The following is a 24501-nucleotide window of genomic DNA, read 5'->3' as shown; positions in this document are numbered from 1 at the left end:
CTCACCTCAATATACACCAATCAGTACTTATATTTTTTCAAAGATATGCATATTTGTCAATTTTTCTTACTATTTTTAATAGATGTCCAGCTCCAGCGCCTATCGCCTATCAAACTTCAGGCCCCTCCCTACGATAAGTCAACATCGAATCGCTATCGCTCTTCGTGTTTCCTTTATCTCAGTCGCGGTCCTTCCAGTTTGTACGGCGATGATCAAGGCGCTTCCGCTTTTCTTAATAATTGTCCTGCTCTTTCATTTGTTCCTCTTCAACAATGACTTGTAAATCATAAAAATTGATTAAGCGAATATCATAATCGTTTCTTTCCTGCTGTCTTTTGGCAGTCTCATATAAGTACTTTGGACTTCCTTCTTTTTCTGTATCATAAAACAGCAGAAGAACATCACTTTTTTCTACAAAAAATTGATTTTTCAAGCGAAATTGCCAAGGGTTTTCATAGGGCTTCCTGGAAACAGAGTCAATAAAGTCAGCTTGAGCAAGAATTGACTCATACCATTCCTTATTCTGTTCTTTCCAAGTTTCTTCCTGATTTAAAAAAGGTGTAATCACACCAAGCTGCAGTTCAGGATAGTCATCTAATTGCAGCTCAAAAACAACCTCAGCAGCCCATAATTCCGTTCCAAGCTGACCGCTGATAATCACCCACTGCAGCCCTTCCTCCAATAAAGAAATAAGCTGATTTCTAATTGCTTTCTTGATAAATGCAACTGCAGGATCATCATGCTTAAAGATTCCAATTTCATAAGGCTTATAACCAGAAATAATCGCAATCTTTGCCAATTTTCATATGCCCCTCTATGTATGCTCTAATAATTGAAATTCTGCCTTAAAAGGGAATGAGAGTCAATTATTATTTTAATTACGAAAATTAGCATTTCTTAATTATACTGTGCAAGGAAACAAGGACCCACTTGTCCTTGTTTCCAAACAAAACCTTAATATTGCTTATCATTGTCTAGCACTTGCTATTCTACCTATCTACCAAAAAAGCCTGGTCTTGGTACACCAAAGCCGCCTGCTGGGCCTCCAAAGCCGCCAGGTACTGGTCCACCAAAGCCACCTGCTGCTGGGCCTCCAAAGCCACCAGGTGCTGGACCTGGAGCCGCAACAAACTGCTGATTTGTTACTTGATTCACAGTTGATTGCGTTTGAGGGAAATAATGTTGATGCTGGAAGTTAATGTGGTTTACATTTGTTGTATGAGTTGGATGAATATGTGGAACCACATTATTTTGAAACGTATTGTTTACACAGCATTTTGTTGGATGGACAATTGCTGGCAACACATTTGTTGGTCTTGGTCCGCAATGCATTTAAAGATCCCCTTTCTTCATAGATTACTTACATTAACAGCCTATGTTAAAAGGGTTACTCTTGTACTAATGAAAAAGTCTAATTTAAACCCAATTTAAAGAAGATTTTAAAACATGCTATAAAAACTATCTCTAAAGTTACTAAAAAGTACTGCTGTAAAGATAATAACGATAAAAAATATGAACAATATTGTCTTATACATGCTTGTCAGCCTCACACTAAATTATTCCTGGCTAATTACACCACACAATAATACATTTTACAGCTTTCGTTATGGACAAACAACTAGGAAATAGTGGGTTTATAAAATATATTGCCCAAATCCCGGAGCCACTCAAAATGATCCATATAATCTCTTGTTGAGCCTCGCTAATCTTTTCGTGATTTCTTGTTGACTAATTGTTATTTTAATGTAGTTTTCACTCTGTAATTTTTGAAGAAATGCTTCGGCATTATTAGTAAAATATAACGCCTTTTGCAGGTTTTTTTCTCGATGTTCGTAAATCTTCGCTAATTCAATACAAGCTTCAAGCATGATTAACTCTTCTTTTCCTTTTCCCACAATGTCTTCCCAAAGGTAAATTGCATCCATCCATTTTTTCTGCTTCTTGTATTCAAAAGCTAGTGCATGCTTAGCTGCAGTTGTTTCACTATTCGTGCTATAAGCCAAACGAGAAAATGATTTTTCCGCTGCTTCTGCTTCTCCTAGGTGCGAAAACCATCTTCCTATCTCATACATTTCTTTTGCTGATCGTTTTTGATCAAGTCCAAGAATTTGAAATGAAAGATGCGTGTATAGACTGATAAGCGATAATATATCTGTTTCATTATGCTTTAAAATCCCTAGCATCCCTTGCGGATCTTTTCTTTCCACAAAGTCAAAATAAATCATTGGTGCTAAAAAACCTGGAAGATCATCCTTTCGTTCAATTCCCAGCACTTCTTTCTCGACAATGGACAGCTTCATTCGTTCTAATTTATGCTTCCACATTCTTCTTGATGCATGATACAAATCAAAGTGTCCAAACGATGGGAGTTTAGGGACATGTTCTCGTATCAATGTATGCTGAGTTTTCACTTGCGGCCAATCAAAGGACTTACCATTATACGTAGCCATTGTTGTATAATCTGCACTTTCAAGAAAGCTTTGATATAAAGGGATCTCTGCACCGGGGGAGGGTAGAATATGCTGTTTCAAATGTATTTCATCTCCTGACAATCTGGCATGTCCAAGAATAAAGATTGAATTCCCTACCCCTCCGCCTAAGCCTGTTGTTTCTGTATCAAAGAAAACAAAGCTTTCAGGTTTAATACCTGAAGCTGAGAGAGGATGTTTCATCCCGCTTTCATTCCAGGCATTCACCGCTGTTGAAAATTGTAAAAATGAATATATTCCATGTTGTTGATCAATCGGAAACCTTCGTTCGCGAATTAGGCAATAGCTTCCATCAAAAAAATAAGGAGTCACGCCTTCGTTTTCCCAAACGTCCCAGAAAGGAATTTCACCTACGGGATGACTAGCTGTGAGGACTTTCTCTTTGCTCACTTCGTGTGACATATGGGATTTAAGTCTATTGAGTTTCTTTTTAATTGACATGAATCTCACCATTCATGAAGGTTTCAAATACTTTTAAAACATCAGTCTTTGCAGTCTGAGAAGTGGAATCTATACCAATGCATGAAGGACATCCATAGGCACATTGGCACCTTTTAACGAGATCACAAGCCTCTTTCAAAACATGCTGGAATCCATCAAATATTTTTTCACTCAATCCAACTCCTCCAGGGTAACGATCATAAAAGAAAATCGTCGGTTTTTCATTATGAGATGCTTTCACTTGTGGAACAACATGAATATCCTGTGGATCACACATAACAAATAAAGGAGCAATCGATTTAAGTGCATGTGATGTCCCAATTAGCCCTTGCTCCAATCTCTCTTGGTTAAATTGTCCGATATCATTATTCAAAGAAATCCAAGCCGCACTTGTGTGCAGTTCCTCTTCTGGCAGCGAAATCGGACCTGAACCGATATTTTCATGGGTTTCAAATTTAATTTTTTTAAAGATGGTAGCCATTGCAGTGATACTTACATCCCCATAGCCGATTTCACCTGATGGCATGAATTGCTGCTTATCCTGTTCTAGGACTTTTAACTGAACAGCAAGATTGGCATCCGTGAAATAATCTGCATCTACTTCCCTAACAAATGCTTTCTTTTCCTCCCAGTCAAGCAGCTCTACCTGAAATTGAGTGCCTTGATGGAGGTAAATTGCCTCCTCATGCAATAAAGTCAATGCTGAAAAACGATCCATTTCACCAATCACTTTTACATTCGCCACATCGGTTTGATCAATAATGACTACATTTTCTTGAGAGGCTGAACGAAGACTTATATTGTGTGCTGGAAAGGAATCATTCATCCAATAGTATTTATCGCCATTTTGATAAAGAACCCTTTCCTCTGCCAAGTATTCCAGCACTTCTTCTGTTTCAAAAGAGCCGAACCGATCACCAGTCTTGAATGGAAGCTCATAAGCCGCACATTTTACATGATCGATTAATATAATCAAGTTATCCGGATTAATTCTTGCCGTTTCTGGACTGCGTTTAAAAAAATAATCAGGGTTTTGGATGATAAATTGGTCAAGAGGACTGCTTGATGCGACCATTATTACAAGCGATTCACTATGCCTTCTCCCTGCTCGGCCAGCTTGCTGCCATGCGCTTGCAATCGTTCCAGGATAGCCTGTCATAATACAAACCTGCAGCTGGCCAATGTCAACACCTAATTCAAGAGCATTTGTACTCACAACCCCAAATATCTCTCCTGAACGGAGACCTTTTTCAATCTCCCGCCTTTCCGTTGGCAAATAGCCTCCTCGATAACCCCGAATCGCTTTTGTTCCTAATTTATGTTTGATGAGCTCTTGTAAATAAGTGACCAATATTTCCACTCTCACGCGGCTTCTAGCAAAAACGATCGTCTGGACCTTATTTTTCAATAACTCACTTGCAAGCTTTCTTACCTCTAATGTAGCACTTCTTCTGATGTTCAAGGGGTGATTAACGATTGGAGGATTGTAAAAGACAAAATGCTTCCTCCCGCTCGGGGCTCCATTATTATCAATAAGTGAAACACGTTTCTCAGTAAGACTTTCTGCTAATTCCAGCGGGTTTGCAATAGTGGCTGACGTACAAATAAAAGCAGGATCACTTCCATAAAAATGGCAGATTCTTTGCAGTCTCCTAATTACATTTGCCACATGGCTACCAAACACACCTCTGTATATATGAAGCTCATCAATTACAACGTATTTCAAGTTTTCAAATAGGGAGACCCATTTCGTATGATGAGGCAAAATAGCAGAATGAAGCATGTCCGGATTTGTTATCACAACATGTCCCGCTTTTCGCACCTTTTGGCGAATATTCGAAGGGGTATCCCCATCATATGTATAGCTGTTAATCGGCAAGCCTGATTCTTCGATGATTTCATTAATTTCACTTTTTTGATCCTGCGCTAAAGCTTTTGTTGGAAATATATATAACGCCCGAGAATTTGCGTCATTTATGATCGTTTGTAAAACAGGCAGGTTATAGCACAACGTTTTACCTGAAGCAGTTGGAGTAACTGCAACGATACTTTTTCCTTGAATGGCTTTTTCATAAGCAGATTTCTGATGGGTATATAATCTTGTAATCCCCCTCTTCTGTAATGCTTCCTTAAGGGCTGGGTGTATGTCTAAAGGCAGCTCGGCAGTCTTTGCTTCCTTTTCCTCTATTGTTTGCCAATAAACAATATTCTCTTTAAACGATTGGTCTGTTTTTATGTGTTTCATTATTTCGTTAAGGTCTTTTCGCACTTTCATTTCATTCACCTCATATCTATCATTCTAGCGAATAAGCGTTCGTTAAAAAAGAGAAACCTTGCATTTTTTTCTCATTTCCATTGCCAAATTTATCCTATATCCCCTTCCTTTCATATAACGTTCAAACTTTTGTCATGAATTCGCTTTTTTCAAAGGTTTTTTTTGTTACAATATTGGTAATAATGGCTTTTACCAGTAGAGGTGAAAATATGGAAACAATCGAAATTAAAAAAATGCTTTCTCAATTTACCCTTTTCCGCGGGCTTAGTGATAAAGAGATGGATAAAATTGTCGAGATTTCAATCTCAAGAGAATGGAAGAAAGGAAGCCATGTCTTTATGCAGGATGACCCGCTTGAAAATGTTTACTTCATTCAAAGCGGCCGCATCAAAATATATAAAAGTGATATAAACGGAAAAGAGCAAATTGTTACAATTGCTAAAAGCGGGGATATGTTCCCTCATGTGGGATTCTTCCGTAAAGGCGGGTATCCTGCATTTTCGGAAGTACTTGAAAATGCCAAACTAGTCGTTGTTCCAATTGATCAATTTGAGAATGTATTAATCGAAAACCCTGAATTATGCATAAAAGTATTTAATGTTCTGGGGGAAAAAATAGTTGATTTACAAGAACGATTAGAAGCACAAGTATTAAATAATACGTATGAACAAATTATCAAATTGCTCGTGCGTTTAGCAAAGCTGCATGGAGAGGTGCTTGAAAACGGTCTATTCCTTTTAAAAGCTGAATTTACGAACAAAGACCTTGCCAATATGATTGGCACGACGAGAGAAACTGTCAGCAGAACATTAACCAAGCTGAAAAAAGAGAAATTGATTGAAACAGACGCCAATGGCAATATCATTATCGATTCCGAAAAGCTTTTAGAAGAAATAATTTAACTAGAACCGTGATTCCTACGGTTCTTTCTTTTTTTCCGCCAACTGGAACAATTACCCACCATTTTTCATAAGATATCATGGCGTTAATACTACAAATTAGGCCTACGCTTTTCTATGAAAGGAGCTGGAAATATGAATGAGCGGAACAAAAAAGAAAAAAATGAGCCTTTTGGGGATTTAATGAAATCAATGAATCAATTTTTCCACGAAAAGCCTGTAAGGGGATTTTTACAAACGATGGATGAGTTTTTCAAAAATCCGTTCACTTCTTCTGCATCTTCATTTCAGGTAAGTGTGAGTGAAACGGATGATGAGCACATTATCTCCGCAGAGCTTCCAGGTGTAAAAAAAGAGCAAATTCAACTTGATGTGATTGATAATTATGTCACGATTACTGTCCTTCACTTAGAATCCATCACAGAAGAAAATGATAAACAAGAAATAATTAAAAAACAGACCTCAATGAAAAAATCGATTAGAAGTATTCCGCTGCCACAGCCAATAGATGAAAATAAAGTAAAGGCTTCCTATCAAAATGGATTATTAAAAATACGTGTGCCTAAACAAAAAGGGAAAAAAATAATGATTGATAAAATCGAATAAAAAACAAGCAGCATTTTGAACTGCTTGTTTTTTTGTTTACTTATTTAGCCATGCATTAAAATATCCAGATGGAACTTGGAAATAATCCTTTGTAAAACGGATAAATTCTGAAGTATCTACTTCCTTATACATAAAGTGATGATAGTAATCAGAAAGGAATTGCATGCTCACTTCCTTTACGTCATCCCCTTGTAATCGATACTTAGCCTTCATCATTTTTAACATTTCGACTGCAGGCTGGCCATACATATAGCCAGTGTTTTTCAATTCATGCACTGGAACGTTGGAGTATTGTCTGCCTAGACCAGCTTCTTTAATCATCTCCAGCCGGTGTTTAGGCAGGGCAAACGCTTGTCCCTCCGACTCATTTTCACCTGCATAGAAATACATTGATGTTGCAAATTCAGTTATCCCTTCATCAATCCATCCCTCATTGTATTGATCATTCGAAACCACGCCATAGAAATATTGATGGGCAATCTCATGGACAATCGCGTTGCGGTAAAAATACATATCTTCAATATACGGATTGATCGTTACAACTCCAGGGTATTCCATGAAAGGCCCATTATCAAGAATGATATCCAATTGTTTATGAGGATACTTGCCAATTTTTTCTTGATAAAATGTTAAAGCATCTTTAGCAAGCTTTAATGAATCGTCAATGTTCATATTATGGTCATTTTTTGTAAGCAGGCGGATTGTCACTCCATCATTTGCAGCCGTTTCATGAATTTCCATGTCCTTCGTAACTGCAATGAAAAAGTCCCTAACTCTTTTAATTTTCACATTTCCCTCATTCACACCAGGTTTAGGATCCTTTTCTGCCGAGGAAATAAATGAATAGCCTTCTGGAAGCTTATAATCTATTTCATAATTAGCAAAGTCCACATGATAGGTCTCTACCCCATCTGAATAATCCTCTTTGTTCCACTTTCCATTCTGATAAGCAGCAAGCATGGGATACCATTGTGCTAAATAATAATTATCTTTTTCTTTTGAAAAGCGAACTCCCTGCTCTGGAGGGGTAAATTCATATTCAACCTTTACCGTATGTTTACTTTTATCTTTCATATCTGTAGGGAGATCTATCTTTAATGTATCCTTTTCCAAGCTGTAATCTGCCTTTTCTCCATTTACTTCAATTTCCTTCACATTCACTTTGCCATTGCCTTTAACTAATTCAAAAGCATGTCCCTCTTTAAAGACATTCGGAATAAAATAAAAGACAAGCTCATCCCAATCATCTTCCGATTTGTTCTTCACTTGAATGGTTGCTGTTGTATCAAATACTCCATTCTCATCCATTTCAAGCTGCATGTCGTATGCAGCTTTACTAAAATTCTTCACACCCACATCAGAATCTTTCGTTAAATAAACATATGTGCCTGCTCCAATAAAGATTAAACACAAGGCAAAAAATGCTAATTTTTCACCGCTTGGAGACCAAAATTTACGTTGTTCGCCAAACTGCCTTCTCACAGGCTTCATACGTGGCACTTGTCCAATCCTTATCCAAGGAGTCCGTGCATAATTCGATTGAAAACGATTCTTCAAGCCATTTGCCAGCAAACTGAATGAAATGGTAGTAAATAACAACACGATTAATGGAACAATGAGGATATGGGTATTTCCATATATATTTAATCTTGCCTGCCCAACTAAGCCTGACAATTCCTTCGTCACAGAAAGGTAAATAAGCGGGTCAAAACGCATGAGCGTTCCTCCGACAAAAATATTAACTAATGCAAGCTGCCCCATAATAGTAATGACATAGACAATTTCAAGAATAAACATAACTAAAATGGTTTCTTTCAATTGGGGAAAAATATGCTTCCAAATTAGTCTGTTCCTGCTTGCACCTAATGCTCTTGCTGCCTCTATATAAACAGATTTATTTAATTCAGCTGTTTTAAGCCTAACTGAGGAAACAATACTCGGTATACTTATTATGGAAGCAATAACAATAAAATAGCCTAACAGTGTACTCGTTTCTAGCTGACTATTGAAATTGATCGGTCTCATAAAAAAATAAAGAATCAAAAATAATGGCACATAGCTCCATGCATTTTCAAAGGCAATCATCCAGCTAGGGGTCCTTTTCCATTGCCCTATATATAAGCCTAGTACCGTACCAAAGAGCATTTTTATTAATGTAATAGCTAATGCAATAATCACTGTATAACGAATGCCATGTAAAATCATTGACAGTAAGTCATAACCCCATTTATCAGTTCCTAATGGATAGTCCTCTGTTTCAAACGGCTCCATTGGAGGTGATATGACTTTTCCATCCGTATATTGAGTTTCTAATGTTTCTGTCAATGAATGCGACGACATCATCGGTCCAAAAAGACATAGGAAAAGTAAGATTGAAACACATATTATTCCTATATATAATGAGAAGTTGAGTTTAAATAGTTTATTCATAAATAAATCCTCGTTTAAATAGATAGAATACTAGTCTTACCGATATATAGACAATAGCGGATATTAGCAGCATGGCAAATAGACCAATGGCAATCGGCTGAATCTCATTGCTTTGAAAAATAAACTTTGTAATGCCTGAAACATTTAGTATGTATTCAATAATAAAAAGATTGCCAATCGCTAAAGAAATGACCTTCACTAATTCAGCTGTAATGAAAGGCTCAATATTTTTATACACATGCTGGAAGTTAATATAATTTATACTCATCCCTTTTGCGACAGCTGTTCTAATATAGTCTTCGCCGCTCGTTTGAAAATACTTAACAGCAATTAATTTAAATAAATAGAGCGTTGGTGCGATGGCAACAAGCAGTGTGGGAAACCAAGTATTTAATGCACCTGCATCTGGCCTCAACGAGATCACTCTTATACCTGTCCATCTATAAATTTTCACAGCAAGAATCATTGACATAATAATGATAATAAAATCAGGTATAGCAGCTAAGATATTTATAAAAAAGTTGAATATTTTTGTTAGCCGAAAACGGCTAAGGAAAATACCAAATAGCAAACTGATGATTATGCTAGCATTTACTCCAATAAGCATGACTTTTAAACTAGTAAAAAAGTTGTCTCCAATATCTTGTTCAATTTCCCTAACCTGTGTGCCCAATTGGTATGATCCGAGACTTCCTTTGCTTACCTCACTTATAAATGAGCCATATATTTTAGGCAGCTGTTCAAAGTTCCATTCTAGCTTGTTCTCAGCCGTGTTCACTTCTATAATCATAGGCAGTGCAGCTAATGAAAGTATTAAGAGGAAGATAATAATAATTTGCTGTATGATTCTTAACACATCCACTCCTCCTTTCTTATCAAAATCTATTTTTTCATTTTACGTTAGTAATTGTCAATAAAATTATGTGAATTCATATTATTCCACAAATAGAAAAATGGCCTTTCAGCCATTCTTCTACATTTTATTAAAATAATATACTATCTGCTTATCTTACTAAACTTTTATAATTCCCCCTAATCCTTTCACCATCGACGAAACCTGGCTCACAGCATTCATCATGGTGCCTGCTGTATCAACCATTTTATTAATGTCCAGCGTACCATCCTGACCTTTAAAAGAGTTCATAATCGATTTAACTCCTGATGGCTGTTTCGCAATAAAAGATTGTTTAGGATAAGGGTTCATATATGGATTTACAGAATAATGCTGATTCGAATTAGTAAATTTAGGGTCTGGTTCAGGCTCTAACGGATTTTGAAAAATACTTTGTACATGATTATGCTGTTTTTGCTGTCCATACGGCTGCAAGCCATAATTGTGGTAAGGACCCAGGTATGGATTAGCTGTTGTATGTGGGTAAGGATTATATCCATTGTGCGGCATCTGATTAAACGGGACATGCTGCGGGGAAAAAGAATTTCCCCAAGGTTCTGAGAGATTCGGGTGAAAACCAGACGGCTGCTGACGATCAGAATAATAATTATACATGCTCGGTCCATAACGATTCCTGTTTGAGTAGGGCTGCTGAGCTGTATATTGTGCGACATATGCCGGATGTCCTCTTCGTCCAAACATGGGCAGACTTCCTCCTTAAAGTATTATGCATTACTGTAATTTATGTTCAGAACGCCTATCATGTGAATATAAATGAACCTTAAACACTTTGTCAGATTATGAAATATACTGTCGGAAGTCTAAATTTTTTAAAAATAATGGACAGCTTTATTTATGTGATAGTATATAAAAAAAGAAAAAAGCATTTTTATACAATTTTGAGGAGGGAATTATAATGAATGTTCACGAACTAAACATGAAGTTTCTTCAAATGCGAAATTACAGTCCTGAAAATGTAAATGAATTGCTAGATTTTACAAAGAAGGCGTATATTCAAAATGATATTTGTATTAATGTTTATCGGCAGCTTGTTCGTGAGCTTGAAGCACAAGGTGCAGAAGTTCCTGAAAGCTTCTAATTTAGTTCCCATATGTCCGCAAGATTAAAAGGGAGTCCTTATTTCAAGGACTCCCCTTCTATTCCATGAATGATGGTAGTTAGGATGAATTTTGCAGAAGCTATTACATCATTAAATCTCGAACGGCTCGTGTTTGGGAAAAATGCCTGTACTGAAATGGTTTCAATATGTTCATAGGCAGAATCAATTTGCTGATTATATATATTTTTTGGTCTCACATCTTTAATCCATTCGTATGCTTCCTTTTTCCATGCATCATTTACTTCCTTTACTTCATCAGCAAAAGGCTTTACTTCTCCGAAAAAGTCTCCGCTTTTGCCTGTTTCCCTCACTTCAAGATATTTCATTAAAAGGGTATCCGCGTAAGAAAGTAATTTTTTTGTTAATTGTAAAAGCTCATAATAATCTTTCATTTTTTCAGCTCCAAAAATAAACGCAGCTTAATTTTTCAAGCTGCAGCTAATTTTATTCTAATTTAATTAGTATCCTAATTCAAGCTTTATGCTATTTGGGCGATGTAATTGACTGGCAGTACAAAATCCTTCATTTTCTTTTAGGGTGTTCGCTGCCTCATTTTCAAGTGCAGTAATTTTTTCTCCACATTCGATTATTTTTGCTGTATATTCGTCTCGGGCATGTTGCCGAGCTTTACAAAGACTCGTTTCTAAAATCCCTTCCAATTCTTCCAATTGGTCAGAAATCTCCGCAAGCATGCTTAACAGTTCTTCTTTTGCAATGATTTTTTTATCCATCAGTTTGGCCTCCTTATTAATGCAAAAGTTCAAACAATCTAACCCAAATGTATGTTGTCTTATACCACTCTATTCGTCTTGTCTTTTATCAATCCTTCACCATTGACAAAACTAGAAGTGATTCGGCAAATAAAGAAGTATTTTTCAATCCATTAGCACCATATTCGACAAGATCAATAAAGAATAATAATGATAAAAACTAAGAACACTAACTAGTGGAGGTGCAAAAATGAAAAAGCAGCAAAAACAAAATAAAACGCATCCAAAGAATCGGGAAGAAACAAAAATAGGGTACGGCGATAAAAAACTTGAAGGACCTGACCGCCCTTCTACATAAAACCCTTGGCTTGCCCTAGAAATAAAAGAGCTGAAATCTTCACAAGCCGATTTCAGCTCTTTTATTTAATCGAATTGACCCATTCACTTAAATAGATGCCTTTTTTTAGTTGATCCTGCTTCTTTAAATACCAATCAGATATTTCAATGGGATGTTTGTGATCTGCCCTCTCGTTTCTCCATTTTCTCTTTATGCGGATAGATTTTGACCAGTCCCTAAAATTATGGCGTTGATGCTTCACTACAGGAAAGGTACATCGTAAAAATGGAGTTGATCTTATTCTCTTAGGATTAAAATAACATTCATAGTCAATTCTTGAACCCGTATGCTCTGTACTACATGCGAATTCATAAAACATAGGGTAAAGCGTATTTTCAAACAAAATATCTGCTAATCTTTTCCCTAAATCAATTCGTTTGGAAACAGATTTAAACCCATTCACACTTGCCCCAAATAATTCACCTTCACATGTTGGAAAAATAACAGAGTTAAAATGTAGCCAATCTTGAAAAATAAATAAAAAAGAGCGGAAAACAGTTGATTGATATACAGGGTGCTTAATAACTGGCTTTTGAATTACATTTTGTTCATTAATAATTAACGAAACCATCAGCCTGCTTATCTGGCGATCATGCCAAAACTTTTGCCATTCTCTTTCCATAAACGAAGAAACATAAAAAAACTTTAATAAATGAAACATTGGACGTTTTATTTTCGTCGAATACTGATAGAGCAGCAATTGTGGAAATGCATCTTGAAAAATAAGCCAGTTGGCACGCTCATACGCAAAAAAAAGTTTTTTCCGAAAATTTTTATCCAATGCTTTTGAAAATAAATTTCCTTCAAGATCACACATGCTCCATCCCGCATTTCGAGATACCATACTGGCAAGAAAAGCCCATTTAATTTCGGGATTTTTACTATAATAATGAAGGTATGCTTTTGTTCTCGATATGTTATCCATGTTATATCGGTTGGTCTTTTCATTAATCTGGGTAATTAATTCAATTTCCGCTGTTGAAAGCTGTTCTATAGTTAGTCCTTTTTGATAAAACATCATTCAGCCTCACCTCATGCATTTAGCTTAACTTTTGCAAAGTCATACTTTTTATTCAACCAAATCGAACAAAGTTTTGGTATGATAAGAAATAGCTTGTGAGGTGAGTAAGATGAATTTCAATTATCCTAACGGCAAGAGATATATACCGGAAAAAAAGGAGACAATAAAATTAAAGAAAGAGAAAAAATGGTCCTATAGCAATCGCGGAATGACTTTGGAGGAAGATATTAACACAACTAACGAATATTATCTAGAACAAAACATTGCTGCTATTCATAAAAAACCAACACCCGTTCAAATCGTTCAAGTCGATTATCCAAAAAGAAGTGCAGCAGTCATTAAGGAGGCCTACTTTAAACAAGCTTCCACAACTGACTATAATGGAGTCTATAAAGGGAGATATATTGATTTTGAAGCAAAGGAAACACAAAATCCAACATCTTTTCCATTAAAAAATTTTCATGACCACCAAATTGACCATATGGAAAAAATCCTTATGCAAGACGGAATTTGCTTTGTCCTGCTCAGGTTTTCACTTACTGAAGAAATATTTTTTCTTGAGGCGCACCATTTGCTCACCTTTTGGAAAAGAATGAAGGACGGAGGAAGAAAATCGATCACAAAGGAAGAAATTGAAGCATTTGGCCATCTGATTCCACTCGGATATCAGCCTAGAATTGACTATATTAAAAAAATCGATTATCTTTATAACCTCAAATGAAATGCGAAAGGCGACTGTTTAGTGGCGACAAGATTAAGACGAGCTGGCAAAGGTTGCTCTTTAACCTTCTTGACGGATAGGCTTAAGACCTTGAGCCCTAGAAGCCTGAGCTAGACAATAAATAATGAAAAGCGCCTTGATCAGCCCCATCAGAAAGGATGAATAGATATGGCAGAGAATTATCAATCAAGAGAGGAGCGCAGAAAACAGCATGCTTCTAAACAAAAGAGAAAAGGCGGAAAAGGAAAACAGCCTTCTAAAGGAATTTTCAAACGGATCTTTTTAATATTAATAGCCCTTGGCATTATAGGTATGTTAGTTGGTGCTGCTACCTTTGCCTTTATGGTAAAGGATGCACCTAAGCTTGATGAAAAGGCGTTGAAGGATCCTATCTCATCAAAAATCCTCGATATTAATGGTGAGCTTATTACCGAAGTTGGCTTAGAAAATCGGGAATATGTTAATTATGAGGACGTTCCTAAATTAGTTGAAGATGCATTTCTCGCTACAGAAGATGTCCGGTTCTATAAGCATAACGGTATGGATTTAATTCGCTTAGGCGGAGCAGTGCTCGCTAACGTCACACGTGGCTTTGGCTCAGAGGGAGCTAGTACGATTACACAGCAGGTTGTGAAGAATTCCTTCCTTAATAATGAAAAAACATTAAGCAGAAAAGCACAGGAGGCATGGCTTGCTTTCCAGCTAGAACGAAAATATACAAAACAGCAAATTTTTGAAATGTATGTCAATAAAATATGGATGTCGGAACGAAGCCATGGTGTATTAACCGCTTCCCATATTTATTTTGGCAAAGAACTTGATGAATTAGAACTGCATGAGGCAGCACTGCTTGCTGGGATGCCGCAAAGCCCTGAAAACTACAATCCATTTAAGCATCCTGACCGTGCGGAAAAGAGAAGAAATATTGTTCTTTCATTAATGAATCAGCACGGGTTTATTACGAAGGAAGAAATGGAGGCGGCTCAAGCCATCCCCGTTGAATCAAGTCTAGTCAAGGAAGAAGACCGAAAAAGAAATGATGCACCATATGACTCTTTTGTTGATGTTGTAATTGAAGAAGTAGAAAGTAAATATCCTGATTTAGATATCTCTTCTGATGGGCTAACCATTTATACAACACTAGATACGAAAGCACAGGACTATGTCGAAAAAATGCTTGATTCAAACGATATTGTTCAATTTCCAAATGATGAATTTCAAGCAGGGATTACGCTTCTTGATACAAAAACTGGGGAAATTAGAGCAATTGGCGGCGGCAGAAATCAAGAAGTAAAAAGAGGATTTAATTATGCTACCGATTCAAAACGTCAAGCGGGCTCGACATTTAAACCAATTATGGATTACGGTCCAGCAATTGAATATTTAAAATGGGGAACTTATCATACGCTTGATGATAAGCCTACCACCTATTCAAGCGGTCAGCAGATGAATAACTGGGACCGAAAACATATGGGGAAAATGTCATTACGGGAAGCGTTAGCGCGTTCGCGTAATACGGCTGCCCTGCAAACCTTGCAGGCTGTAGAAAAAGAGGTCGGCTTAGATAAGGCAAAGGAATTCGTTAATAATCTGGGCATTGATATGGATGAAGTCTATGAATCCAGTGCGATTGGTACTGAGGAAGTTTCATCATTAGAAATGGCTGGGGCTTATAGTGCTTTTGGCAACGAAGGCTTCTATACCGAGCCGCATTCCATAAAGAAAATTGAAATGCGAGACAAAACAACAATTGATGCAACACCGAAGTCTGAGGCAGTTATGCAGGATTATACAGCGTTCATGATCACTGACGTCTTAAAAAGTGTTGTGAAAGATTCCTTTGGGACTGGGAAACGAGCAAATGTGCCAAACCTTCATTTAGCAGGAAAAACAGGTACAACAAACTATTCTTCTAAAGAAAAGAAAGAGTGGCAGATCCAAAGCGGCGGTGTTCCTGATATTTGGTTTGCTGGCTATACGACAAATTATACAGCAGCCATTTGGACAGGATATCCTAACATGAAGAGTTCGATTGCTCCTAATGATCAAAAAATTGCGCAAGAATTATTCAAGAATTTAATGGCATATGTTTCAGAAGATATAGATACACCTGACTTTAAAATGCCAAACAGTGTTGAAAAGGTCGCAATTGAAAAAGGATCCATGCCTGCAAAGCTTGCTAGTGAGTTTACACCAAAAGATCAGATCATTTACGAGTATGCGGTAAAAGGCGAAGCACCTAAAGAGGTATCTGATAAATTTGAAAGACTTGATTCGCCTGTTAATGTAAATGGTTCTTATGATGAACTGACAAATGAGATCGCATTAACATGGGAATATCCTGAGGAATCTGGGGATGTTCAATTTGAAGTATCCGTTGCACTAAACGATGGAACGGAGCAACCACTGCAGGTTGTAACTGAAAAAGGCATAAAAATTGCCAACCCTGTACCAGGAGGCATCTATCAATTTAAGGTAATTGCCATTCGTGGTGAAATGCGCAGTGATCCAGCTACTGTAAAGGTTGAAATACCTATTCCAGATTCTGAAATTGATGATGGATTTGGGGACGGTGATCCTATGGACGACTTTGATGATGAAGAAGAGATAGAAGACGGAACGCCAGGAAATAACGGAAATAATGGAAATAATGGAAACGGAAATGGATCCGGCTCTGGCTGGGGTGACGGAAACAATAATGGAAATGGAAACAATAACGGAAATGGGAATAGCCAAGGTGACGGAAACAGCTCAGGCGGAGAAGGATCTGACAACGGATCAACGAATCCAGATGGCACCCAAGGCACAGATGGACAATAAAAAATGAATATCAAAAAAGCGTCATAAGCTATTGCTTTGACGCTTTTTTGATGGCCAAATACTTGACATATTGCTTTTCCATTTCTGTCATGAGCTCATTTAATTGGATAAAGGAATGGTAAAGAGCTGGGCGCTGAATGATGAAACCGATTCTCTCTCCCAAATTAACAGGCTGTACCTTTAATGATTTACTTAATAATGGCAGACCAAAATTCACAGGCTGTCCATTTGCCCAGTAAACAAACTGAAAAAAGAGGCCAACTCCTTTTTGCATTGGTAAAATGGCATCTTTATATCTTCTTTCTTTAAAGATTTGCTCTAGGTTATTTTTTTCGTTTTCCCACTCATTTTTTATTAGCGGAACAAAGTCTTCATGGAATTGCCAAGGCTTTAGCGCCTCAATATTTGCATAAAAAGCTGCTTCATATAGAAAAGGAATATTTAGTACCTTATTTTGCAATTGATCCTTTTCAACAATCATTTCTTCATTTGCAGAAAAAAAGAAAGGATTATTCAATTCATCAGGAATGGATAATTTTATCTGCTCACTCATTATTGACCTTTCTCCTTCATCCGCTTTTTCCCTTCTCTACAAAGTTCAAGCAATGGACATACAGGACATTGGGGGTTTTGTGCCTTACAATGATACCTTCCAAAAAAAATCATGCGGTGATGTGTAACAGACCATTCATCCATTGGTACTTTTTTCATCAATGTCTTTTCTACTTCTAAAACAGAGTCCTTCCATCTGCAAAAGGCTAATCTTTTGCTAACTCGCTCTACATGTGTATCAACCGCGATTGCTGGAATACCGAAAGCCACTGAGACAACAACATTTGCTGTTTTCCGTCCGACTCCAGGCAATTTCGTTAATTCATCCCGATCATGCGGGACGATGCCTCCGTATTCATCGAGAAGCATCCGGCATAATTTCTGTATGTTCTTTGCTTTATTTCGATACAATCCGATTGAACGTATATCCCCTTGCAGCTCCTCTAAGGAAACATTTAAATAGTCTTCAGGTGTTTTATATTTTTGAAATAGATTTTTTGTTACTTTATTTACTAAAACATCCGTACATTGTGCAGATAAAGCGACGGCAATGACTAGTTCGAAAGGATTGGAATGATTTAATTCACAATGTGCATCAGGAAACATTTCGCCCATTTGATCAAGGCAAAATCTAATTTGCGTTTTATTTAACATGTATCTCACCACTTACTTATTCTAATTATTGTTCAAGCCAATTATAAAACGGAACGGATTTTAAAGTTGGATTCGATTCCTCACTTTGTTTGTTTCGCTGCGGTGCTTGATTTTGTCTGAATTTCTTCCCATAGCTTTTTGCTTGTTCAATCGTTTTAATTCCATTCTTTTTCCATTCAAATAAAATTCGATCAATATAACGGAAATTTAGCTTGCCAGAAATAACTGCTTCCCTTAAGGCTGCTTTAATAATATGCGGGTCATGATGATCATCATCCATCCACATAGCAAGTGATTCACATTCGAATGGAGATAACGGGCGACCGAATTCTTGTTCAAAGCAAGTATACAAATCTGTTTCATTTTGTTGATTTGCAATCACAGCTTCCTGTTTGCTTCGAAGCAGAAAGTAATCAATTAGCTTTTCCCATAGCGGTTCCACATCATATCTTTCATATCGAACATCGTCTCCCGAATAGCTTTCTTTAATATCAATAAATCCTTTTTGAACTAATTTTCGGAGAATTTCAGTACAAACCGAAACGGATATTGTCATGCGGGAAGATAATTCAAAGGGAGTAGGAAATTCATTTCCATTTTCAATAAAGGAGATTACTTGCAGTATAAGCACAAGCTCATTTTCATCTAAATTCATCTCTTTATAATGAGTGAGCAATACTCCAGGGATTGTTACATTTCCTTCCTGGATCCACTTTAATAAACTTGTTTTTGACATTCTAGACACCTCTTCATAAGTATAGCATGAACACCCCTAGCTAGTAAGGAGAATATGAAAGGCAATCCTTCCTATTAATTGCTACTTGACATTCAAGTGCTTCTTCGCTTTAATAGAAAAAATCCGCAAGAAGCGGATTTTCTATGATTATGAATATAATCGATTTAATAAACATGGGAATGGGATCGTTTCACGTACATGTTAAACTCCACTAATGCAGGCAACTGTTCTTTCAAGTCCAAGTTCAAACCCTTAATGTGGAACAGGGCCATATTGACGCAATTCTAAATACCATTTTATATTATTTCGCCGTAACAGCTGATATATTTGCTGCTCATTCAATTATATTCGCCGTAACAGCTGATATATTCGCCGTTCATTCAATTATATTCGCCGTAACAGCTGATATATTTGCTGCTCATTCAATTATATTCGCCGTAACAGCTGATATATTCGCCGTTCATTCAATTATATTCGCCGTAACAGCTGGGATATTCGCCGCTCATTCAATTATATTCGCCGTAACAGCTGATATATTCGCCGTTCATTCAATTATATTCGCCGTAACAGCTGATATTTTCGCCGTTCAGTCAATTATATTCGCCAAAGCCATATAAAAAAGCGGCAGCCCCATGCGGCTGCCTGCTCGCTATTACTTCAGTTTACCTTCAACAAATTGATGCATCCGGCGAACAGCCTCTTCCAATAAATCAAGAGATGTCGCATAGGAGAGACGAATATTATTAGGCGCACCAAATCCAGAGCCAGGAATCACTGCAACCATCGCTTCTTCTAATAAAGCTTGAGAGAAATCATCTACATTTTCGTATCCTGTTAATTCACACGCCTTGCTTACATTTGGGAACAAATAAAAGGCTCCCTGAGGCTTTATGCATGTAAAGCCAGGAATGGCAATTAATTTATCATAGATAGTATTGAGTCTATGCTCGAACGCTTCACGCATTTCTTGAAGCATTTCCTGTGAACCTGCGTAAGCAGCAATAGAGCCATACTGAGCTGTTGTCGTCGGATTGGATGTGCTATGGCTTGCTAGATTTGTCATCGCTTTAATAAGCTCTTTGTTTCCTGCAGCATAGCCAATTCTCCAGCCAGTCATTGAGTGTGATTTCGACACACCATTAATAATAATTGTTTGTTCTTTCAATTCTGGTGAAAGTTGGGCAATAGAAACGTGTTTATTGGTTCCATATATCAATTTTTCATATATCTCGTCAGAAATAATTAAAATTTCATGTTTCAAACAAACTTCACCTATTGCTTCCAGCTCAGCTTGAGAATAAAGCATTCCTGTTGGATTACTCGGTGAGTTGATGATGACTGCCTTTGTTTTCTTAGATAGTGCCGAAGTTAATTGCTCAGGAGTGATTTTATAATCATTTTCTTCTTTTCCTTCAATATAAACCGGTAGCCCTCCTGCAAGCTTCACTTGTTCAGGATAACTAACCCAATAAGGTGTAGGAATAATGACTTCATCCCCCTCATCGAGCAGGGCTTGGAATAATGTATATAAGGCATGCTTAGCACCGTTAGTTACAATAATTTCACTTGAATCATAAGTAATGCCTTGATCTTGAGCAAATTTATTTACGATTTCCTTTTTTAAAGCCGGAAGTCCAGCTGAAGGTGTATATTTCGTGTGCCCTTCATTCATTGATTGGACCGCGGCATCGATTATATGCTGCGGAGTATTAAAATCAGGTTCCCCTGCACCTAAACCAATGACATCAAATCCTTGTGCTTTTAATTCCTTTGCCTTTGCTGTAATTGCCAATGTTGAAGAAGGGGTTAATGATTTCACGCGATGTGCTAATTTGATCTCCATTTTCTTCCTCCGTCTATAAGTTTTCGATTTTTTTCAGCCATTCACCTGTTTGAAAGTCAACGTAATAATAATTTATTAAATCACCTTCGGAACGGTAGTAAATTTCCCATAATGGGATATTTTTTTCCATGCCTAAACGGACAGAGATAATTTCCTTCGGATTTTTTTCCTCAAGAAGCTTACTTACCGCTTCTTTTTCAGAAACGCCATCTGACTGTTTCCGAACAATAATTCTGCCTTCTTTTTCAGGAATCCACACATAAATATTTTTGCCTTTTTCATTTTTACCTTTAACGACATAATAGGTTTCCTGACCATTGTATAAATAAAAGTCTTCAGCTTTCGTAAGTTCCGTTTCCTCCATTGCTGTTTGAACGGCTTTTTCCTCAGCTGATTTCACAGGCTTTAATGCCTGTTGATAAATAAAAATCCCAGAAACTAAAACAATGAGAATAATGAATATACTTATAATAATTATTTTTTTCACAAATGTCACTCTTCTTATGTACGATAAATTGAAAATACAGCTTTATTTTGATCTTCTTTGTCAAGTGCTAATCCAAACATTAAATCCTTTTCTTTTAATGTTCGATTCAACACATCAACCACCTTATAAAGATCCGGGCTTAACTGAATTTTCACTGTCGATATGACTTCAATCTTACTTTCCATTATGGAAATCCTCCTCATAGGCAACAAATTTTGTAACTTATATGTTTGATTTAAACGGATAAACTATATGTACGTAACAGTTCAAACCTTTAAATTAGTATAACAGCTAAATGATTTGCATTGAATATCTACTTAAAATTTCTTCTAATCCATCTACGTCTTTTGGCTGCGCTAAAATTAGCGCAGCATTTTTTTAAAAGTGGAGAAAGTATAACTTGGGAGATAGAGAATTGTCTAGCTCCAGCGCCTATCAAACCTCAGGTCCCTCCCTACGATAAGTCGAGGCCTTCCAGTTTGTACGGCGATGACCAAGACGCTTCCGCTTTTCTTAAATCCACTCTTTAATCATGGGAATTATTTCATTTATCCCGCTTCTTTCCACCGGCACCTCCGGAATCGATTGCAAAAATGCTTTTCCGTATTTTGTTGTTACCAGCCTGCGGTCAAAAATAAAAATGAGTCCGCGGTCCGATTTCGTTCGTATTAATCTGCCGAAGCCTTGTTTAAAACGAATAATTGCTTCTGGCAATGAGTATTCAGAAAAGGGGTTGCCGCCGCTCTGTTTAATTTGATCACACTTTGCCTCTGTTAGTGGTTCATCTGGAGGCGAGAAAGGCAAACGAACGATAATTAAACAAGATAAATCCTCCCCAGGAATATCAACACCTTCCCAGAAGCTGCTTGTTCCTAAAAGGATTGCTTTATCAAACTTTTGAAAATTCCTAGTTAATCTTGACCTGCTCCCACTTGAAATTCCTTGGGCAATAATCGCATAATCATTTAGAAATCCTGATTCCTTTATCAGCTCATACGTTTTTCTCAGCATTTCATGAGAAGTAAATAAAATCAGCATGCGTCCTTTTGTAACTTCCGCAATGGAAATAATATGTTCCGTAATAGATGCCACATATTCTTCTAATGATACAGCATTTATCTCAGGTAAATCATTAGGAATAATAAGCTTAACTTGTTCTTTGTAATTAAATGGTGATTGAATTTGCTGTGACGAACAATCTGATGGCTGTAAGCCAAGCTCTGTTAACATATAATTAAACGAATTTTTCACTGATAAGGTTGCAGAAGTAATGACTGCACACTTCTTTTTCTCAAAAAATTGTTCTTTTAAATAATTTTCAACAGTTACTGGCTGAGCATAAACCGTTGTCGCATTTTGCATAGCACGTTCATCCATTTCAATCCATGATACAAATTGATCCGAAGGATGTAAAAAAATATTTTTGACAACTAAAGAGAGATCCTTTAACTCTTCTATAAGGGTTGTTAATTCTTCCATTGACGACTTTTCCCTTGCGGATAACGATTCCTGAACTGTTTTGATGAAATTAAGTCTTGCTGAAATCATTTCAACAAAATCCTTAATAAAGAATATAAATCGTTCAGCAGAAATTTGAACAGCTCTCCATTCCTTATTCGAATCGTCCACGATAATACGGCAGTTAATTCGATTATAACCTTTTTTCGACTTCTTTCTTTTTATTGCATAATAGCTAATCACTTTAAAGAGTTCATCTGCTTCAAGACTCAGTTCACTCATCATTTGGTTCACTTCAAAAGAATGAATGAGTTCATGCTTGTTTACCCATTCCTTTTCCAAAATTTTCTCTAGCTTATGAAGCAATTGCTTTTGTTCGATGAGACCAATTTGACTAAGAAGCAATCGGGTAGATAAATAATCAAAAGTAAAACCGAAATGCTTTCCTGATACTTTCATAAAATGATGTCCCTCATCAATTACAACGTGGGTATATTCAGGCAATATTTTATGATCTGCTACAAGATCGGTTAATAGTAAGGAATGATTCGTAATAATTATATCTGATTGCAAGGCTTCCTTTCGTGCTCGCATATAAAAATCCCTAGAAAGCCAAGATTTATTTTTCAAAAAGACGGTCTCATCATTTTTTATCTTATTCCAGTAGAGCATGCCCCCACTGGATAAATTCAACTCATCAATATCCCCGTAATCCGTTTCTGTCAGCCAAACAAGGATCTGCATTTTTGTAAGAATCGTATCGTAATTGTCGTCTTGATCCTTTAATGTTTGCTCAAACTTGGCTAGGCTTATATAGTGGCTTCTTCCTTTTAATAGTACTGCTTTAATTGAAAAAGGAAGCATTTTCGCTAGTCTTGGGATATCATTTGACAGCAATTGTTCTTGAAGCTGTGTCGTATATGTACTAATTACGATCGTTCGGTTCGTTTCTTTTGCATAAATGGCAGAAGGAATCAAATAAGCAAGTGATTTTCCAACACCAGTACCAGCTTCAATCATCGTATGTTTCTCTTGATTAAATGCCTTATAGACTGAATCCATCATAGAGAATTGCCCTAAACGTGTTTCAAATGCTGGAAAAGCTTTCCGAAACAGCTCCTCTTTTTCCTCCATGCCCACGGGGTAATTTATTTGTTGTGCTTCGTAAATTTCTGCTTGGTTAACATACTTTTTAAGCGCAATCCCATGATGAATTTCAAGAATATCTGATATGGCTTCTATCGTGGATTCCTTTTTTATTATAATATTGTCAATAAGAAGGTCTAAATCACTTTTTAAGCCGCCAGAAAGCTTGTGAAGCTGTTTTACCGTATTTAATGGCAGATGTTCAAGTCTTTCTAAAAGACGCAGCAGAAGCTCTGCTGTAACGTATGCATCACTGTCAGCTTGATGTGGACGTTCATGGTTCAAACCTTCTCTTAGTGCTAGTTCAGATAGTTGAAAGCTATCTGCGGTTGGCATAAGTACTCTTGACATTTCCACTGTATCCAGTATTGGACCATAAAAGCCATTATACCCTGCCTCAATTAATTCTTCTTGTAAAAATGAAAGGTCAAAAAGTACGTTATGGGCAACAAAATATGCTCCCTCTAAAAGGGTTAGTACTTTAGGAGCAATTTCTGAAAAATCCGGTGCATTCTCAACCATTTGATCATTTAAGCCTGTTAATTCCTCAATAAATGGCGGAATCGGTTTTCTAGGATTGACAAAAGAAGAATATTCCTCAGTAATTTTTCCATTTTCAATGACAACTGCAGCAAATTGTATAATTTTATCGCCCTTCTTTGGAGCATTGCCAGTAGTTTCTAAATCGATTACAACATATTTATTACCCATCCTAAACACCTCTAACATTCAGTCAATCAAACGGTATCACAAAAATGGAAAAAGAAAAAGGCATAAACTCTTCTAATTATATTTTTAGCTATA

23 protein-coding genes and 1 pseudogene are annotated in these 24501 nt (G+C 36.8%); 6 read left to right on the top strand and 18 right to left on the bottom strand.

Annotated features, from left to right (window positions below):
• Nucleotides 1-232: 232 nt before the first annotated feature.
• The 4 genes from C1726_RS20230 to C1726_RS20215 all read right to left on the bottom strand — a co-directional run bounded on the left by C1726_RS20230 (nucleotide 233) and on the right by C1726_RS20215 (nucleotide 5205).
• A complete protein-coding gene (locus tag C1726_RS20230; RefSeq protein ID WP_102274799.1) occupies nucleotides 233-799 on the bottom strand; it encodes a DUF1273 domain-containing protein in 567 nt (188 codons plus the stop codon).
• 194 nt (nucleotides 800-993) lie between these two features.
• Nucleotides 994-1332, bottom strand: a complete 339-nt coding sequence (locus tag C1726_RS20225; RefSeq protein WP_102274798.1) for a CotD family spore coat protein — start codon at nucleotides 1330-1332, stop codon at nucleotides 994-996.
• A 335-nt stretch (nucleotides 1333-1667) separates the two neighbouring features.
• The gene (locus tag C1726_RS20220; protein WP_102274797.1) at nucleotides 1668-2930 is read right to left on the bottom strand and encodes a ribonuclease H-like domain-containing protein; all 1263 of its coding nucleotides are present in this window, start codon (nucleotides 2928-2930) and stop codon (nucleotides 1668-1670) included.
• Complete coding sequence (locus C1726_RS20215; protein WP_102274796.1) at nucleotides 2920-5205, bottom strand: DEAD/DEAH box helicase; 2286 nt, start codon at nucleotides 5203-5205, stop codon at nucleotides 2920-2922. Before C1726_RS20215 ends, C1726_RS20220 begins: the two co-directional genes overlap by 11 nt.
• Nucleotides 5206-5414: 209 nt before the next feature.
• Here C1726_RS20215 and C1726_RS20210 point away from each other — a divergent pair, with 209 nt between their 5' ends.
• Together C1726_RS20210 and C1726_RS20205 are read left to right on the top strand one after the other, a co-directional pair.
• A complete protein-coding gene (locus C1726_RS20210; protein WP_102274795.1) occupies nucleotides 5415-6107 on the top strand; it encodes a Crp/Fnr family transcriptional regulator in 693 nt (230 codons plus the stop codon).
• Nucleotides 6108-6239: 132 nt separating this feature from the next.
• Nucleotides 6240-6710 (top strand): Hsp20/alpha crystallin family protein, encoded by a 471-nt coding sequence (locus C1726_RS20205; RefSeq protein WP_102274794.1) that lies wholly within the window; start codon nucleotides 6240-6242, stop codon nucleotides 6708-6710.
• A 36-nt stretch (nucleotides 6711-6746) separates the two neighbouring features.
• On the opposite strand, the gene C1726_RS20200 is transcribed toward C1726_RS20205, so the two are convergent.
• The 3 genes from C1726_RS20200 to C1726_RS20190 form a co-directional block, all read right to left on the bottom strand.
• Nucleotides 6747-9140: an ABC transporter permease subunit gene (locus C1726_RS20200; RefSeq protein ID WP_102274793.1), complete on the bottom strand. Its 2394-nt coding sequence runs from the start codon at nucleotides 9138-9140 to the stop codon at nucleotides 6747-6749.
• On the bottom strand, nucleotides 9133-9996 hold the full coding sequence (locus tag C1726_RS20195) for an ABC transporter permease subunit (RefSeq protein WP_102274792.1): 864 nt from the start codon (nucleotides 9994-9996) through the stop codon (nucleotides 9133-9135). Before C1726_RS20195 ends, C1726_RS20200 begins: the two co-directional genes overlap by 8 nt.
• Nucleotides 9997-10152: 156 nt before the next feature.
• The gene (locus tag C1726_RS20190; RefSeq protein ID WP_235822810.1) at nucleotides 10153-10734 is read right to left on the bottom strand and encodes a YppG family protein; all 582 of its coding nucleotides are present in this window, start codon (nucleotides 10732-10734) and stop codon (nucleotides 10153-10155) included.
• A 214-nt stretch (nucleotides 10735-10948) separates the two neighbouring features.
• On the opposite strand from C1726_RS20190, the gene C1726_RS20185 reads away from it, so the two are divergent.
• Complete coding sequence (locus C1726_RS20185; RefSeq protein ID WP_053476764.1) at nucleotides 10949-11131, top strand: YppF family protein; 183 nt, start codon at nucleotides 10949-10951, stop codon at nucleotides 11129-11131.
• Between the two features lie 38 nt (nucleotides 11132-11169).
• Here the strand turns inward: C1726_RS20185 and C1726_RS20180 are convergent, their stop codons facing one another.
• The 3 genes from C1726_RS20180 to C1726_RS20170 form a co-directional block, all read right to left on the bottom strand.
• A complete protein-coding gene (locus C1726_RS20180) occupies nucleotides 11170-11544 on the bottom strand; it encodes a YppE family protein (protein WP_102274791.1) in 375 nt (124 codons plus the stop codon).
• A gap of 66 nt (nucleotides 11545-11610) precedes the next feature.
• A complete protein-coding gene (locus C1726_RS20175; RefSeq protein ID WP_102274790.1) occupies nucleotides 11611-11883 on the bottom strand; it encodes a hypothetical protein in 273 nt (90 codons plus the stop codon).
• Nucleotides 11884-12281: 398 nt separating this feature from the next.
• On the bottom strand, nucleotides 12282-13280 hold the full coding sequence (locus C1726_RS20170; RefSeq protein ID WP_102274789.1) for a DUF2515 domain-containing protein: 999 nt from the start codon (nucleotides 13278-13280) through the stop codon (nucleotides 12282-12284).
• A 109-nt stretch (nucleotides 13281-13389) separates the two neighbouring features.
• Between C1726_RS20170 and recU the strand changes: the two genes are divergently transcribed.
• Entirely contained in the window at nucleotides 13390-14001 is a 612-nt protein-coding gene (gene recU, locus C1726_RS20165) for a Holliday junction resolvase RecU (RefSeq protein ID WP_102274788.1), read from the top strand.
• A gap of 168 nt (nucleotides 14002-14169) precedes the next feature.
• Nucleotides 14170-16821 (top strand): penicillin-binding protein 1A, encoded by a 2652-nt coding sequence (locus C1726_RS20160; protein WP_102274787.1) that lies wholly within the window; start codon nucleotides 14170-14172, stop codon nucleotides 16819-16821.
• A gap of 28 nt (nucleotides 16822-16849) precedes the next feature.
• Here the strand turns inward: C1726_RS20160 and C1726_RS20155 are convergent, their stop codons facing one another.
• The 4 genes and pseudogenes from C1726_RS20155 to C1726_RS26645 all read right to left on the bottom strand — a co-directional run.
• Nucleotides 16850-17374 (bottom strand): YpoC family protein, encoded by a 525-nt coding sequence (locus C1726_RS20155; protein ID WP_102274786.1) that lies wholly within the window; start codon nucleotides 17372-17374, stop codon nucleotides 16850-16852.
• The gene (gene nth / locus C1726_RS20150; protein WP_102274785.1) at nucleotides 17374-18027 is read right to left on the bottom strand and encodes an endonuclease III; all 654 of its coding nucleotides are present in this window, start codon (nucleotides 18025-18027) and stop codon (nucleotides 17374-17376) included. Before nth ends, C1726_RS20155 begins: the two co-directional genes overlap by 1 nt.
• 25 nt (nucleotides 18028-18052) lie before the next feature.
• Nucleotides 18053-18763, bottom strand: coding sequence for a DnaD domain-containing protein (locus C1726_RS20145; RefSeq protein WP_102274784.1), 711 nt, complete (start codon nucleotides 18761-18763; stop codon nucleotides 18053-18055).
• Between the two features lie 201 nt (nucleotides 18764-18964).
• A pseudogene (locus C1726_RS26645) lies at nucleotides 18965-19060 on the bottom strand (amino acid--tRNA ligase-related protein); the annotation flags it as partial.
• On the opposite strand from C1726_RS26645, the gene C1726_RS26300 reads away from it, so the two are divergent.
• Complete coding sequence (locus C1726_RS26300) at nucleotides 19021-19380, top strand: hypothetical protein (RefSeq protein ID WP_180968333.1); 360 nt, start codon at nucleotides 19021-19023, stop codon at nucleotides 19378-19380. The pseudogene C1726_RS26645 and the gene C1726_RS26300 sit on opposite strands and share 40 nt — an antisense overlap.
• A gap of 35 nt (nucleotides 19381-19415) precedes the next feature.
• Here the strand turns inward: C1726_RS26300 and C1726_RS20140 are convergent, their stop codons facing one another.
• The 4 genes from C1726_RS20140 to dinG all read right to left on the bottom strand — a co-directional run bounded on the left by C1726_RS20140 (nucleotide 19416) and on the right by dinG (nucleotide 24408).
• Nucleotides 19416-20600, bottom strand: a complete 1185-nt coding sequence (locus tag C1726_RS20140; RefSeq protein ID WP_142385121.1) for a pyridoxal phosphate-dependent aminotransferase — start codon at nucleotides 20598-20600, stop codon at nucleotides 19416-19418.
• Nucleotides 20601-20619: 19 nt separating this feature from the next.
• Nucleotides 20620-21093, bottom strand: a complete 474-nt coding sequence (locus tag C1726_RS20135; protein WP_102274782.1) for a cell wall elongation regulator TseB-like domain-containing protein — start codon at nucleotides 21091-21093, stop codon at nucleotides 20620-20622.
• A gap of 14 nt (nucleotides 21094-21107) precedes the next feature.
• A complete protein-coding gene (locus tag C1726_RS20130) occupies nucleotides 21108-21278 on the bottom strand; it encodes a YpmA family protein (protein WP_075209175.1) in 171 nt (56 codons plus the stop codon).
• Between the two features lie 328 nt (nucleotides 21279-21606).
• Nucleotides 21607-24408 (bottom strand): ATP-dependent DNA helicase DinG, encoded by a 2802-nt coding sequence (dinG, locus tag C1726_RS20125; protein ID WP_102274781.1) that lies wholly within the window; start codon nucleotides 24406-24408, stop codon nucleotides 21607-21609.
• Nucleotides 24409-24501 lie beyond the last annotated feature (93 nt).

The sequence above is a fragment of the Cytobacillus massiliigabonensis genome (genome assembly GCF_900199725.1).
Lineage (GTDB): Bacteria > Bacillota > Bacilli > Bacillales > Cytobacillaceae > Cytobacillus > Cytobacillus massiliigabonensis.
The sequence above is the reverse complement of the archived record's forward strand: the minus strand, read 5'-3'. Positions and strand labels throughout refer to the sequence as shown.